Source organism: Sodalinema sp. (assembly GCF_046483825.1).
Taxonomy (GTDB): domain Bacteria; phylum Cyanobacteriota; class Cyanobacteriia; order Cyanobacteriales; family Geitlerinemataceae; genus Sodalinema.
This window is the reverse complement of the sequence record NZ_JAWOCL010000087.1, coordinates 1-14,026: the sequence shown is the minus strand read 5'-3', so window position 1 is coordinate 14,026 and position 14,026 is coordinate 1. Positions and strand designations below refer to the sequence as shown.

The window sequence follows — 14,026 nt, the reverse complement described above, 5'->3', positions numbered from 1 at the left end:
CTCGCAGCAGGCCCCGTTCGGGGGTCAAAATCGTCATTAGGCGATCGCTCTCCGGGGGGGGCATATTTTTTAGGTTAATTGCGGTGACGCGGTACAGGGGGGAGGGGGGAGGGAACAGGGAACAGGGAACAGGGAACAGGGAACAGGGGGGAGGAGGCATAACCCACCCCTAACCCATCCCAAGAGGGGATGGCAAGAGGCAAGAGGCAATCGGGGTTAGGGTTGATTGTCGGAATCGTGATTGGGTTCGGGAGGGGGGTTGAGGATTTGTACGCCATAGGAAGTGCCGAGGCGGGTGGCTCCGGCTTCGATGAGATCAATGGCATCTTGGTGGGTGCGAATCCCGGCGGAGGCTTTGATGGCGACTTGCCCTTTGGCTATTTCTTTGAGTTGTTTGATATGTTCAACTTGAACGCCGCCATTCCAGCCGGTGCAGGTTTTGAGAAATTGAACGCCGGCATCAATGGCAATTTCGGCGGCAATTTTTAATTCATTGGGTGTCAAAAGATTGGTTTCTAAAATGGCTTTTACGGGCATATTTCCTTCTTCACAAATTGCGGCGAGTTCTTGATAGACAAGTTTCGTTTTTCCTTCTTTGAGCCAACCTAGGTTAATGACAACATCTAACTCTGAGGCTCCTTGCTCGATGGATTCTAAGGCTTCGTAGAGTTTGGTTTTGGCGGTGGTTGTTCCGGTGGGGAAGCCAATCACTGTCGAGACTTTGGGGGTTTTACCTTGCAGGCATTCCCGTGCGAGTTTGACTCGGGTGGGATAGACGCAAACGGTGGCAAAGCCATAGCGATCTGCTTCGGTACACCATTGTTTGACTAAGTCATCTCCAACGCAGGGGTTGAGGAGAGAATGGTCAATGAGGGGAGCAATATCTAGGTCGAATGTTGCAGAGGCCATGTTTTTTGGGGTTTAGTTTTGATGAGTTGATGTGAGTAATGATGGGTTGTTGCCGATGAGTTTTTTTTGTGATAAGAAGTCTTCAGATTGAAGAATGTCCAGAAGATTGGTATCTTTTTCGAGCAAACAGGCGTGGCCACTGCGGGGTAGGCGATGAATTTTGGCGTTAGGCAGGGCTTGGATGAGGTCTTGGGCTTCGCTTAGGGAGGGGAGAAGATGGTCTAGGACACTGGCGAGGATGAGGGTGGGTTGTTGGATGCGGGCCAGTTGCATTTCGGGAATGAGAAAGTCTCGTAGTAGGCCAATTCGCCAGGCGATCGCGGAACTCGAGACGTGACGCATGGCATCGAGCAGGGCTTGGCGGTTCTCGGAGGGGATGCGATCGAGGGCGGCGAGAAAGGGCAATAATCCCAGGGCTGAGAGGGCGCTGAGGGCATCGGGCATCCATTGAACGAGGTGGGACCCCCAAAACAGAAGTGGACGGCGTTTGAGGGCTGAGGCGGGGTTACTGAGGATGAGGCGATCGCAGCAATCGGGCTGTTGACTGGCCATCATCAGGGCTAAACAGCCGCCGAAGGATTCACCGAAGAGATAGAGGGTGCGCCCTTGTCGTAGGGGATGGAGTAGGGCTAAGGCATCTTGGGCGAGGTCATCCCAGGTTCGCAGGTCATCGGGGGGCAGTTGTAGACAGCGAATGTCGAAATGGGGGGCGAGACGCGGTAGCTGCGATCGCAATAAATAGCCGGACCCATCCATCCCCGGTAAATAGACAAATAGAGGTCGATGGGGTTGGGGGGTTGTGGGTGTCAGGAGGGTCAATGGGGTCATCACCGAGTTTGTCTGAGTAGGTCTAGGATGTCATCGTGACACTGTTGGGTTAAGCGTTTGACGGTGGCTTTGCCCTGGCTACCTTGATAGGCGTGGCGATCGCTCTGGCGAATCCAGTAGGGATGGCCCACCGCCACAGCCAGCCGTTTATAGACCACCATCGGATGCCAGCCGGGGCGATCGAACAGAGGTTCGCTGGGATCGAACATCCGCAACAACCGCAGTGGTACGGGTTGATAGGTCTGTTCTTCGAGGGCGACAAGGGCCACGGGTAGAATGGCCACCTCTTGGCGAGGATGGCGACTGGCAAACTTTAACGCCAGATGGGCAAAGCCGCGATGAAATTCTCGCAGCGATCGCGCCTCGGTTTGGCTCACCATCGGTTGGGTTCCTTCAGGGAAAACTCCCACACTTTGACCCTGAGCCAGCAAGGTACTTCCCTGGCGTAAAAAACTTTGTTGGCGACGCTGGGCATCCTCTAGGGGAAACGCCCCCATCCCCGTCACCACGTCGCGCATGAGGGGAACTTGGCCCATATAGTGATGACAGGCAAAGCGAATGGGGCGATTGAGGGCCGCCATCAAGACTGGGGCATCTAAGATACTGCGATGATTACTGGCAATGACGAGGGCGGCCGATTCGGGAATGCGATTCTCGTGATAGAGAAAAAATTTGGTGCCGAGGCTCCCTAATAAACCACGAGAGAGTTGTAAAGCGTTTTCTACGGGCATATTTCGCTAGAGAGTCGAGGCGGAAACGGGGGCATGGATTGGCATCGAAATGATGGGATGGCCGCGTTCTTGGGCAGGAATCGCGGTCAACGCCCATTGAATGGCACTTTGGTGGCGTCTTTAGCTCTAGCTTAACAAAAATCTATGTTTGAGGTCTTACAGTTTGCGATCGCCAACGGCTTCGATTGGCACAGAACAGACAAGATATGATACATATACTGTCCTGGAGCCTTCGGCGGAATCCCGTTTTATGAGTCCTAATCCAATTCAATCTCAGACCTTCGCGTTAACGACCCCTCTGTATTACGTCAACGCTCTCCCCCATATTGGCAGTGCCTACACAACGGTTGCGGCTGATGTGGTGGCCCGATTTCATCGCCTGATGGGATATTCCGTGTCTTTTGTCACGGGAACCGATGAACATGGACAGAAAATCCAACGCACCGCCCAAGACAAGGGACGAGATCCTCAAGAATACTGTGATGAGGTTGTGGCCTGTTTTGAAGATCTCTGGCAAAAGCTGAATATCCGCTACGATTGCCTCAGCCGCACGACGGCTCCCCGCCACGAGGCGATCGTGCGGGAGTTTTTCCAACGGGTTTGGGATAACGGCGATATCTATCTCGGCCAGCAAAAAGGCTGGTATTGTGTGGCCTGCGAAGAGTTCAAGGATGAAGGGGAACTCTTAGAGGATCATTATTGTCCCCTGCATCCGAATCGTCAGGTGGAATGGCGAGATGAGGAAAATTACTTTTTCCGTCTCTCTAAGTATCAAAGCGCCCTCGAAGATCTCTATCAACAGCAACCGGATTTCATTCAACCGCCGATGCGCCGCAATGAAGTTCTCAGTTTTGTGCAGGGGGGATTAAAGGACTTCTCGATCTCCCGCGTCAATATGGATTGGGGGTTTCCGGTTCCTGAACATCCGGATCACACCCTCTATGTCTGGTTTGATGCGCTATTGGGCTATATCACGGGATTGTTGGAACCCGACGATGAGCCAACCTTAGCTCAGGTGCTAAAACGGGGCTATCCTTTCAATTTACATTTAATTGGGAAGGATATTCTGCGCTTCCATGCGGTGTATTGGCCGGCGATGTTGCTCTCGGCGGGAATGCCGCTACCCCAACGGGTGTTTGGCCATGGCTTTCTGACGAAGGATGGCCAGAAAATTAGTAAAACGCTCGGTAACACCGTGGATCCTGTGGATTTGGTGGCCCGATTCGGCTCCGATGCCTTTCGTTATTATTTTATGAAGGAAATCGAGTTTGGCCGGGATGGTGATTACAATGAGACTCGTTTTATCAATACCGTCAATGCGGATCTGGCCAATGACTTGGGAAATTTACTTAATCGCACCTTGGGAATGGCCCGCAAATACTGCGGGGGTGGGGTTCCCGATCTCGATGCGACGGCGATCGCGGCCGAGAACCCGCTCAAGGCGTTGGGGGACACTCTGACGCCACAAGTCCGACAAGCCTATGAGTCTCTGGCGTTCCATCAGGCCTGCAATGCTAGTTTAAGTCTAGTCCGTGCCGGGAATAAATATATTGACGATCGCGCCCCTTGGTCGTTGTATAAACAGGGGGAACAAGCGGCCGTTGAGGAGGTTCTCTATAGTGTATTGGAGTCGGTGCGGCTCGTGGCCTATTTACTCTCGCCGGTGGTTCCCCGGTTGAGTACGGCAATTTATGGGCAACTTGGTTACTCAACTGACTTTGATCAGATGGAGTCGACTCAGGAGACAGCTCCCTTTGAGCATCATGGCCGCTGGGGTGTTCTTCCTCCGGGCCAATCCCTGAGTCAACCTGAGCCAGTGTTTCGACGGATTGAGGTCCCGAACGAATAATCTCAATTGGTGTAGATTAGTGAAGGGTTGCGATCGCCTCTGTTGTCGGAGATCTTCTGGACTCCCAGACGGATGGGTCATCGAACCCTTTGTCTTTTTTTTCAAGAACCAGAAATTATAATGGGACTACTACCCCATCGTCTTTAAAGACGATCACCGGGGCATTTCATTTAAATTCTCTGATAGATAACAACGCTGAGGATAACAAGCCATGTTAAATGATTTCGAGCATGACTCGATCTTTACACCGGAACAGGTGCTAGAGAACCGAGGTCGCGTGGCCATTTTTATTGATGGTTCTAATCTCTTCTATGCGGCGATGCAGTTGGGCATGGAAATTGACTATACGAAGCTGCTATGCCGCTTAACGGCAGGTTCACGGCTACTTCGTTCCTTTTTCTATACGGGGGTCGATCGCACCAATGAGAAACAGCAGGGGTTTCTGCTGTGGATGCGTCGCAATGGCTATCGGGTCATTGCTAAGGATTTGGTGCAGCTTCCCGATGGCTCCAAAAAAGCTAACCTGGATGTGGAAATTGCGGTTGACATGATGGCTCTCGTGGGTGCCTATGATACGGCAATTCTGGTCAGTGGTGATGGGGATTTGGCCTATGCGGTTGATGCTGTTAGCTATCGAGGGGTGCGGGTTGAGGTGGTTAGTTTGCGATCAATGACCAGCGATAGTCTCATCAATGTAGCCGATCGCTATATTGATTTAGAGAATATTAAAGAGGAAATTCAAAAAAACCCTAGACATCATCCTTACACCTATCGTCCTCTGTCGGGTGTGGGGAGTTCTCCGGTGGTTGAGGACAAACCGGCTAAGTAAGGCCGACGCCACTATCCCACATCCTTGGCCTACGTCATTACAATATTATGCCCTCTGTTTTGTCTGGTTCTCGGTTGAACCGCAGCGTTCGCCGGCCGGGTTTTGTTGGCCTGGTGTTGTTGCTGCTGACTTGGCTCGCGGCCTGTACGCCGACGACTCAAGAGCCGACTCCTAGGGAGTCGATCGCATCCCAGGACGTTGATCCAAGTCTCACCTTTGAAAATGTCACCTTGGAACAGGTGGGAGAAGATGGTGCGCTGTTATGGGTGGTTTATGCTGAGCGCGTGACCTATAGTGGCGATCGCCAGGTGGCTCAATTGGAGAATCCCTCGGGGCGACTTTATCGGGAGGGGGAGCCGGTTTATGATATTGAGGCGCGATCGGGCATTTTGGAACAGGAAAATCAACGGATTTTTCTGGAGGATGAGGTGGTGGTCATTGAAACTCGGAATCAGGTGGTGGTACGTGGGGAGAAGATGAATTGGGATACTCAGGGCGATCGCCTAGAAATTCAAGATAATGTCACCGCCACTCACGATACGGCTCATCTGCAAGGAGAACAGATGATCTTTCTCAGTGACACTGAACATCTGCAAGTCATCGGTGAGGTATTAGCTAACCTGGCGGAACCCTCGTTACAACTGGGTACGGAGGAACTGCTCTGGCAAATTCCCGAAAAGTTAGTCATCGGGGAGTTTCCGGTTCAGGTGGCTCGTTACGAATGGACGCCTGAGTTAACTGGGACCGATTCTGGGACTGATTCTGGGACCGATTCTGAGTCATCTAATAATCCAGAGCCAACAGGGGAGTCGGACAACTCGGACAACTCGGACAACTCAGATAACTCAGATAACGCTGATGCGTCTCAGGATAGTCCTCCTCCTGAACCGCGTGATTTACAAGCGGTGATGGTGACGGATCGGGCCACAGCCGAGAGTATTGAGGTGAACTTAGAGACTCAAGTGGCTCGCCTACAAGAAAATGCTCGCCTAGCGTTGCTCGATCCGGCGGTGGATGTGGTCAGTCATCGCCTCGACTGGGATTTACAGGCGGAACGACTCACATCGGATGTACCGTTACGGGTGACTCACCGCGAGAAACAGGTGGTTTTAAGTGGAAATCGCGGTTGGATGAATTTGCTGGAGCAGGTGTTTTATCTGCAAGACGGGATCGAGGTGTTGGGGGAGGAAAATCAAGCTCAGTTAACGGCCAATGAACTGACTTGGTTTATGCCGTCTGAGTCTTTTGAGGCCCGAGGAAATGTGGTCTATCGTCAGGTTGACCCGTCGTTACAACTGAGTGGCCCCCGTGCTGATGGCCAGTTGGAGGAGCAAACCTTTGTGGTGACGGGTGGGGATGTGGTGACGGAAGTCCAGGTCAATCCCCAATGATCGCCGAGTTCCGCTCTTCTGGCCAGTGATTGAGAACCTTAGTGGGGGTTGGGAGCGTAGCGGACTGGGATGGCGATCGCGGTTTGCAGGCGAGTGGCGATGTCTTGGAGAACCTCTCTGGATACGGATTTGAGGTGACGCACGGCGTAGGGGCGATCGCCGGAACTATGATTTCCCCGGCCGTCGAGTTGATGGCCGATGGGTTTGGGACGGGTGGGGGTGTTGAGTTGGATTTCTTGGGGCTGAAGTTGCTCAACTAGCTCTTGGTAGGCGGTTTCTTCGGCGGCTGTCCAAGGACTTAGGAGCATGGTTTGAATGTCAACTATCCCTGGGTAGTCACGACGAAAGCGGTGTAGGCCCTCTAGGATACTCTCCCAGGATAGGTCGCTGACGGGGCGGTTGATGCGACGCAAGAGATCGGGGTTGGGCGCGTCGAGTTTGAGGGAGACGCGATCGGCTTGGTTTAAGGCGGCCCGCACGTCAGCATGGTTGAGCAGGGTGGCGTTGCTGAGAACAATTACGGGTTTGTGGGTTAGCTCTTTGACGGCGGCGATCGCCTCTCGTAAGTTCTCGGCTAGGGTCGGTTCGCCGCTACCGCTAAAGGTGATCACGTCAACGGGCCACGGCGCATAGTCCTGTAGGGCGTCAATAACGGTAGAGGTGGGGACGAAAATCTGCCGCTGTTGGGTTTTGCGCTCGATTTCCCCAAGTTGGCAGTAGGCGCAGTCAAAGCTACAGGTTGATACTTCGCCGATGAGGTCAATCCCGAGGGAGGTTCCATAGCGCCAGGAGGTGACGGGGCCGTAGATGGGGGTAAACATGGGGGGAGAAGAAGGCAGGAGGCAAAAGAAGGGAACAGGGAGGCAAGAGGCAAGAGGCATAACCCACCCCTAACCCCTCCCAAGAGGGGATGGCAAGAGGGATAACTCAGATATAAAAAAATGCGCAGCCTAGATGTTTGGCTCCGCGCCGCCCGCACCGGGGCGGCGGAGCCGAGTCTACTCAGGCTAAAATCGAACGATTTAAACTTGAATATCTGACTCAATTGACTTAAGTATAGCCTCAAAAGCAAGCTGCTGTCAAGGTCTTTTTGCTCCTTATTTGTAACAAAATCTAACGGATTTGGCTTAGCGTAATTGGGAGGAACGAACTAATAGGAGAATCCCGGCACTGAGGGCAATGATGGTCGGAAGCCAACCGGCGAGCCAGGGGGGGATAATCTGACTTAAACCGAGGGCATCGCCAAGAGACATTAAGAGGTAATAGCCGAAGATGACGAGGACGCTAATGCCGAAGCCTCGGGAGGCGCTAGTGCGTTGGGGCTTAGTTCCGAGGGCGGAGCCGACTAAGCCAAAGGCGATACAGGCGAAGGGAATGGCAAAGCGTTGTTGAATACGAATTTCGAGGCGGCGAACTTTATCCTCTCGTCCACTGTTTTTGAGGATTTCCAAACGGGCCATGGCCTGAGCCAAATTCATTTGGGGGTAATCGCGATCTTGGGCTAACTCTAAAGGTGCGCGAGGGAGGGGATAACGATGTTGATCAAACTTGGCGATATTGACATAGGAGCCATCGGGGGCGATCGCATAGCTTTTGACCTCAAAGAAATCCCAGACATTACTGGTGGGGTTCCAGGTGGCGGACTCGGCGAAGATGAGGCGATCGAAACTCGGTTCTGAGCGATCGAGAACAATCACCCCATACATTCGCTCTTCCTCCCGGTTAAAGGTTTCGGCATAAAACAAGCGTACAAGCGTATCATCTTGAACCGCCTCTCCCCGTGTTAAGCGACCAATCTCGGGATAGAGGGTATTGCGTTCAAAGAGAATTGTATCTTGAGAGCGAACGGCACGATTGAAGAGCAATTCCGCTTGATAGAGGCTTTCAGGAACCACCACCTGATCAAACGTAAAGGTAATGAGTGTGATCAACAGGCCAAAGATGAGGGCCGGACGAACGGTGCGGGTTAGGCTGACGCCGCAACTGCGTAACGCCACCAGTTCACTGTCGCTTGAGAGTCGTGAGTAGGCGATGAGGGTTCCCAGGAGCATGGCCATGGGAAATGACAGGGAAATATAGTAGGGCAGTTGTAGTAGAAAGACCTGTAAGGCAATCTCAAAGGAGATATTGGCGTTCGTAATTTGGCGCACTAACTCGAAGACAATCCCCACTGCAATCCCAATCGATGAAAACGCTCCCACCCCGAACAGAAAGGGGGGAAGCGTCTCACTGATGATATAGCGATCCATGATCGAAAGTCCGGGGATGAGACCTCCGATGCGAAAGGGTAAAGACTTCATGGGTGGGTTGCTTGAGTGGCGCCGTGGTGGGTTCGGCCAGTTGAGGGATGAGATGACGGCTCTCAACTGGCTGTGGGGCTATTGTGGGGCCTCGTTTTCGAGATATTCAGGACGAGGCGTGATCGCCCCAAAGCGATCGAGGGGCCAGAATCGAGCGACAGCGCGGCCGACGACTAAATCTTGGGGGACAAATCCCCAATAATGGCTGTCATAGCTATTATTGCGGTTGTCACCGAGAACCAGATAATGGTCGTCTGGGACTGATACCGGTCCATAGACGTAGTCCGGTGGAGCGTAGAGATAGTTCTCTTGGAGCGGTTCATCGTTGACCCAGACCACCCCATCGCGGACTTCGATTTTATCACCCGGTAAACCAATGACCCGTTTAATGAAGGCATCCTTAAACTGCTCTCGCAGATGTTCGGTGGGATTGAAGACGATAATGTCGCCGCGTGTAATCTCCCGAAAATGGTGGCTGACTTTGTCGATGATGAGGCGATCGTTGATATCAAGCGTCGGCTGCATCGAGCCGGAGGGGATATAGCGAGCTTCTGCGACGAAGGTGCGAATCCCCAGAGCGAGGATAGCACTGATGCCGAAGGTTTTTAGGGCTTCAACCCAGGGGTTTTCTCCATGACGATTTGAGGTCATAGTATTTCAGTGAGGCACAGAGTGTAGAACCGAAGACATCCAAGTCTTGAGGGCTTAAGATTTGCTTAAGACAACACGAGACGGCGTCCATCCTCCAGTATAGTCTGAAGTCGAAGCTGTCCTGTTTACTCTAGGTTCCATGTCTCAAACTGTCCCTCTACTCATCCGCAACGCCCAAGTTCTCATGTCCGACGATCGCCTAGCGGTTGCCGATGTGTTCGTCGAGCAGGGGCGCATTGTTGCCGTGGAGCCTGAGTTGGCGGCCCCAGACGGGGAGTTTCGCGAGATTAACGCTGAGGGATTAACCCTGTTACCGGGGGTAATTGATCCTCAGGTGCATTTCCGGGAACCGGGGTTGGAGTATAAGGAAGATTTGTTTACGGCCAGTTGTGCCTGTGCCAAGGGGGGGGTCACGTCCTTTTTGGAGATGCCCAACACCAAGCCTTTGACGATCACCCAGGCGGCGTTGGATCAGAAGTTGGCTCTAGCGGCGCAGAAGTGTTTGGTGAATTACGGCTTCTTTATCGGGGCGACGGAGGAGAATCTGCCCGATTTGCGGGAGGCGAACCCCACCTGTGGCATCAAGATTTTTATGGGATCGATGAAGGGGCCGCTGTTGGTGGATGATGAGGCGGCGTTGGATGCGATTTTCCGGGAGGGCGATCGCCTGATCGCGGTTCATGCCGAAGATCGCACCCGCATTGAACAGCGACGAGAGCAGTTTGCGGGGATTACCGATCCGGCGGTTCATTCGCAAATTCAGGATAATGAGGCGGCGCTCATTGCCACGAAACGGGCCTTACGCTTCTCGAAAACCTATCGTCGCCGCTTGCATATTCTGCATATGTCCACGGGTGAGGAAGCCTTGTTGCTGCGGGAAGACAAACCTGAGTGGGTGACGGCGGAAGTGACGCCCCAGCATTTGCTGTTAAACACTAGCGCCTATGCCGAGATTGGCTCTAAGGCGCAGATGAATCCGCCGCTGAAGTCGGCGCGGGATAATGAGATTCTTTGGCAGGCGTTACACGATGGGGTGATTGACTTCATCGCGACGGATCACGCGCCCCATACCCTAGAGGAGAAGGCCCGCACCTATCCCAATACACCCTCGGGGATGCCTGGGGTGGCCACCTCCTTACCGCTGATGTTGACGCAGGCGATGGCTGGGCGCTGTAGCGTGGCTCAGGTGGCCCGTTGGATGTCGACGAATCCGGCTAAGGGCTATGGGATTGCCAATAAGGGGCAGATTGCGCCGGGCTATGATGCGGATTTGGTGTTGGTGGATTTAGAGACTTATCGCACGGTTGAGGCCAAGAATTTGTCCAGCAAATGTGGCTGGAGTCCCTTTGAGGGCTGGTCACTGACTGGATTTCCCCGCTTTACGATTGTGGGGGGACAGGTGGTTCTCGATGATGGTCAACTTGATACCTCGATTCGTGGGCAAGCTCTGAGTTTTGGTTAAGTTTTGTAAGAATCTCCTGACCTGCGCAACAAAACTAAAGATTTCTTTACAATTGTTGGGAGGTTCTTTACAATAGCTTTAAGGATGTTATGGACGTTTTGTGCTAAGCAATTGGCTTGATTGTCGGACGATTGCCGGTATTTTCACCTAAAATGCTTCGGTTTTGTCTCGATATCGACAATATTATGAACTTAATCCCAGAACAGGCGGCTTTTTAGGAACGGTTAGCCTAAGGTCGCTTGGCTCTGGACAGATAAACTTTTATAAATCCCTTGACAATCTCTTTACACAGAAGCTGGGGATCATCGGCCGCGATTGCTCTCAGGGCTTGATATACTGAAAACAATAGAGAAAACCAGCTATCAAGCCAACCCAGTCTTGTAATGACTTGGGTTAAGTCGACTTGATCTTTTTGATAAAAACTCTGAAAAACACATATAAAGACGCTGGTTCTTGAATGTAGAAACCAGAGCATGGACTGTTTAGGGTATGACAGCAACGGTGGTACAACATAGCACAGCGACACGCTTAATCCAGCAACTCGCTCTCCAGAGTCAAGAGCAGTTGACTGGACAACTCAATGTCAGCGCGGCCAGTGGTGAGCGCTGGAGTTTATATTTTTGCGTGGGCCGTTTAATTTGGGCAACGAACCACTCTCACCCCGTTCGTTCCCTACGGCGACAATTAAGCGCCTATTGTCCTGAGTTCAATTTTGAGACCTTGGCGGTTCGGGAGTCGGATCGGTTTGTCTGTTGGAATTATCAGGTGGTTTGGGTGTTGCTCAAGCGTAAGGTATTAGATAAAGACACGGCGATCGCCATCATTGAACAGACCATTACCGATGTGTTGTTCGATCTGTTTCAGCAGGAGCGTCGCGAACCCCTGAGTTTCGAGACGGTTCACCACGAAGCCCTTTCGATTCTACGGATGCAGATTGTGGCGGTCAACCTCAAACACGCAGTCAAACGGGCCAAAGTGGCCCTCGATGAGTGGAAAGGTGCCGGACTCGTGCAAGTGTCCCCCAACTTGATCCCCGTCATTCGCAACCTGGAGGGGTTGCAGGAGAATGTTCCGGCGAAAGCTTTTGAACAGTTACGCCGAAAAGTCAATGGCCAGCGGACGTTGCGAGAACTCTCGATCCTGACCAAAATTGAGATGACGCGGTTGACGAAGTCTCTGGTTCCCTATATCCGCAAACGCTGGATTGATTTGGTTCCGGCTAGGGAAATTGAACAACCGAGAGGTGAGCGGCCCCCAGCGGAGCGATCGCCAACAGCGGACGATTCCCGCAAACCCCTAATTGCTTGCGTTGATGACAGTCCAGAACTGTGCCAACAGCTCGGGGAGATCATCAAAACAGCGGGCTATGACTTCATTAGTATCACCGATTCAGTCCAAGCGCTGCCGATTTTACTCGAAAAACGCCCCCAATTGATTTTCCTCGATTTGGTGATGCCGGTGGCCAATGGCTATGAAGTCTGTACCCAGTTGCGGCGTATGTCCCAATTTACGGAAACCCCCATCATTATTCTCACCGGAAATGATGGCGTGGTGGACCGGGTGCGGGCCAAAATGGTCAAAGCCTCAGATTTTTTGGGCAAACCCATTGATGCGGAGAAACTCTTAGCAACGGTGCGTAAGTTTTTAGAGGTCAAGGTTTCGTGAGATGGGGCCAACTCTCCCAAGTTGAGATTTGGCAGAGCTGGCTGTGAGTTAGGTTCACAGGAGCCGTTTTTTGCTACGGTAGGACATGGACGGAGTGGGATGTCTAGGCGATCGCGTCTATTGTCCAATCTGCCAGTCATTTTAATCGTTGACAAGCCCAAGTCTTAGGAGTCAGAAACAGGTTTCATGAGCAACACGATTCTCGTAGTCGAAGATGGTATGACAGATCGCGAAACGATTAATCGCTATCTCAAACAAGACGGTTCAGTGGTGATCAACGCCGAAAATGGTGAAGAAGCCTTAAGTAAACTGGGACAACGCCGTCCAGATTTAATTGTTCTGGATGTAATTCTTCCAGGACAGAGCGGGTTTGAACTCTGTCGTGAGTTTAAAACGAATCCTGAAACAAAAGGGATTCCCATCATTATCTGTTCGAGTAAGGATACCGATGTGGATAAAACCTGGGGCAATATGCTCGGGGCGGATGCGTATCTAACCAAACCCCTCGATGAAGATCTCTTACTGAAAACCGTTCACAAATTGATCGGCTAAATTGGCAATAAAGGGTGTGTTCTGGTAAATTCCGACCGAGTTCGTCCAAGTCTGGACTTGGACGAAACGAGGAGGGAATGCCGGGACACCCCCTCCCGCCGGTTCTCTTGCCCGAAGAGGGCCATATCCTAAAGGTGCGCCCCTACGTCTATCCCCTCGGTGGGAGGCGCAAGGGGTGGGTTATGCCTCTTACCTCTTACCTCTTGCCTCTTGCCTCTTGCCTTTTGCCTCTTGCCTTCTCCACCCATGGATAACTCTCTAAACTATCCAAATCTCTCCCTAAACATCGAGTCTCCGAGTCGTTTGGAGGCGGCAGATCCCCAAACTCAGAAATTCTTGCAGTTCTACATCGGGGAGCGAGATTTTGCGCTGATTCCCGTGGAAACGGTGGCTGAAATTGCTACAGTGCGCCTGTCGGAAGTTTTGCCCGTCCCGGAAATGCGATCGTGCATTTTGGGGGTTTACAATTGGCGTGGTGAGATGCTCTGGGTCGTTGATTTCGGTGAACTGCTCGGCTATCCTCCCCTGTATGGTTTGCGTAGTAGTAGCTCCCGTAGCGGTAGCGATATCCTAACCAGTGGGGCGATCGCCCAAACCGTCGCCATCGTTGTCGAATGGAACGAGCAGGTGATTGGCTTTATGGTTCCCCAAGTCCTGGATCTCGCTCACTATAACCTCGGCCATCTGCAAGGGGCGGACGCTCAACTGTTCCCCCCCGCGATTGTGCCCTATTTACAAGGCTATTTTATTGATGACCAGGGGGAACTCGCTATTGTTATTGATATTGCCGAAGTCTTCGGGCATCTACAACATCCAACGACCCCCTCCCCCCAGTCTTAGTGCGTGCTTAGTGCGTGAA

13 protein-coding genes are annotated in these 14,026 nt (G+C 52.4%); 7 read left to right on the top strand and 6 right to left on the bottom strand.

Features of this window, described 5'->3' with window-relative positions:
* Window positions 1-216: 216 nt before the first annotated feature.
* The 3 genes from deoC to R6U67_RS05875 are packed head-to-tail and all read right to left on the bottom strand — an operon-like array spanning window position 217 to window position 2,468.
* A complete protein-coding gene (gene deoC, locus R6U67_RS05885) occupies window positions 217-909 on the bottom strand; it encodes a deoxyribose-phosphate aldolase (RefSeq protein ID WP_410251679.1) in 693 nt (230 codons plus the stop codon).
* Window positions 910-921: 12 nt separating this feature from the next.
* Window positions 922-1,737, bottom strand: a complete 816-nt coding sequence (locus R6U67_RS05880) for an alpha/beta fold hydrolase (RefSeq protein WP_410251678.1) — start codon at window positions 1,735-1,737, stop codon at window positions 922-924.
* Window positions 1,737-2,468, bottom strand: a complete 732-nt coding sequence (locus R6U67_RS05875; protein WP_410251677.1) for a lysophospholipid acyltransferase family protein — start codon at window positions 2,466-2,468, stop codon at window positions 1,737-1,739. The genes R6U67_RS05880 and R6U67_RS05875 overlap by 1 nt, the downstream gene beginning before the upstream one ends.
* Window positions 2,469-2,718: 250 nt before the next feature.
* Here R6U67_RS05875 and metG point away from each other — a divergent pair, with 250 nt between their 5' ends.
* The 3 genes from metG (at window position 2,719) to lptC (ending at window position 6,537) form a co-directional block, all read left to right on the top strand.
* The gene (metG, locus tag R6U67_RS05870) at window positions 2,719-4,317 is read left to right on the top strand and encodes a methionine--tRNA ligase (RefSeq protein ID WP_410251676.1); all 1,599 of its coding nucleotides are present in this window, start codon (window positions 2,719-2,721) and stop codon (window positions 4,315-4,317) included.
* A 211-nt stretch (window positions 4,318-4,528) separates the two neighbouring features.
* Window positions 4,529-5,146, top strand: coding sequence for an NYN domain-containing protein (locus R6U67_RS05865; RefSeq protein ID WP_410251675.1), 618 nt, complete (start codon window positions 4,529-4,531; stop codon window positions 5,144-5,146).
* A 59-nt stretch (window positions 5,147-5,205) separates the two neighbouring features.
* Complete coding sequence (gene lptC / locus R6U67_RS05860) at window positions 5,206-6,537, top strand: LPS export ABC transporter periplasmic protein LptC (protein WP_410251674.1); 1,332 nt, start codon at window positions 5,206-5,208, stop codon at window positions 6,535-6,537.
* A 38-nt stretch (window positions 6,538-6,575) separates the two neighbouring features.
* On the opposite strand, the gene R6U67_RS05855 is transcribed toward lptC, so the two are convergent.
* From R6U67_RS05855 to lepB, 3 genes are all read right to left on the bottom strand, one after another.
* Window positions 6,576-7,358 carry a radical SAM protein gene (locus tag R6U67_RS05855; RefSeq protein ID WP_410251673.1) on the bottom strand — a complete coding sequence of 261 codons (783 nt, stop codon included), beginning with the start codon at window positions 7,356-7,358 and terminating at the stop codon, window positions 6,576-6,578.
* Window positions 7,359-7,664: 306 nt separating this feature from the next.
* The gene (locus R6U67_RS05850; protein ID WP_410251672.1) at window positions 7,665-8,837 is read right to left on the bottom strand and encodes an LptF/LptG family permease; all 1,173 of its coding nucleotides are present in this window, start codon (window positions 8,835-8,837) and stop codon (window positions 7,665-7,667) included.
* A 78-nt stretch (window positions 8,838-8,915) separates the two neighbouring features.
* The gene (gene lepB / locus R6U67_RS05845) at window positions 8,916-9,488 is read right to left on the bottom strand and encodes a signal peptidase I (protein WP_410251671.1); all 573 of its coding nucleotides are present in this window, start codon (window positions 9,486-9,488) and stop codon (window positions 8,916-8,918) included.
* A gap of 139 nt (window positions 9,489-9,627) precedes the next feature.
* Here lepB and R6U67_RS05840 point away from each other — a divergent pair, with 139 nt between their 5' ends.
* The 4 genes from R6U67_RS05840 to R6U67_RS05825 all read left to right on the top strand — a co-directional run bounded on the left by R6U67_RS05840 (window position 9,628) and on the right by R6U67_RS05825 (window position 14,007).
* On the top strand, window positions 9,628-10,950 hold the full coding sequence (locus tag R6U67_RS05840; RefSeq protein ID WP_410251670.1) for a dihydroorotase: 1,323 nt from the start codon (window positions 9,628-9,630) through the stop codon (window positions 10,948-10,950).
* A 489-nt stretch (window positions 10,951-11,439) separates the two neighbouring features.
* Window positions 11,440-12,615 (top strand): response regulator, encoded by a 1,176-nt coding sequence (locus R6U67_RS05835; RefSeq protein ID WP_410251669.1) that lies wholly within the window; start codon window positions 11,440-11,442, stop codon window positions 12,613-12,615.
* Between the two features lie 186 nt (window positions 12,616-12,801).
* Complete coding sequence (locus R6U67_RS05830) at window positions 12,802-13,167, top strand: PleD family two-component system response regulator (protein ID WP_068791139.1); 366 nt, start codon at window positions 12,802-12,804, stop codon at window positions 13,165-13,167.
* 246 nt (window positions 13,168-13,413) lie between these two features.
* A complete protein-coding gene (locus R6U67_RS05825; protein ID WP_410251668.1) occupies window positions 13,414-14,007 on the top strand; it encodes a chemotaxis protein CheW in 594 nt (197 codons plus the stop codon).
* Window positions 14,008-14,026 lie beyond the last annotated feature (19 nt).

Coding starts and splice junctions, on each gene's coding strand:
- deoC (WP_410251679.1), bottom strand. CDS start 909: ATGGCCTCTGCAACATTCGACCTAGATATTGCTCCCCTCATTGACCAT.
- R6U67_RS05880 (WP_410251678.1), bottom strand. CDS start 1,737: ATGACCCCATTGACCCTCCTGACACCCACAACCCCCCAACCCCATCGA.
- R6U67_RS05875 (WP_410251677.1), bottom strand. CDS start 2,468: ATGCCCGTAGAAAACGCTTTACAACTCTCTCGTGGTTTATTAGGGAGC.
- metG (WP_410251676.1), top strand. CDS start 2,719: ATGAGTCCTAATCCAATTCAATCTCAGACCTTCGCGTTAACGACCCCT.
- R6U67_RS05865 (WP_410251675.1), top strand. CDS start 4,529: ATGTTAAATGATTTCGAGCATGACTCGATCTTTACACCGGAACAGGTG.
- R6U67_RS05855 (WP_410251673.1), bottom strand. CDS start 7,358: ATGTTTACCCCCATCTACGGCCCCGTCACCTCCTGGCGCTATGGAACC.
- R6U67_RS05850 (WP_410251672.1), bottom strand. CDS start 8,837: ATGAAGTCTTTACCCTTTCGCATCGGAGGTCTCATCCCCGGACTTTCG.
- lepB (WP_410251671.1), bottom strand. CDS start 9,488: ATGACCTCAAATCGTCATGGAGAAAACCCCTGGGTTGAAGCCCTAAAA.
- R6U67_RS05840 (WP_410251670.1), top strand. CDS start 9,628: ATGTCTCAAACTGTCCCTCTACTCATCCGCAACGCCCAAGTTCTCATG.
- R6U67_RS05835 (WP_410251669.1), top strand. CDS start 11,440: ATGACAGCAACGGTGGTACAACATAGCACAGCGACACGCTTAATCCAG.
- R6U67_RS05830 (WP_068791139.1), top strand. CDS start 12,802: ATGAGCAACACGATTCTCGTAGTCGAAGATGGTATGACAGATCGCGAA.
- R6U67_RS05825 (WP_410251668.1), top strand. CDS start 13,414: ATGGATAACTCTCTAAACTATCCAAATCTCTCCCTAAACATCGAGTCT.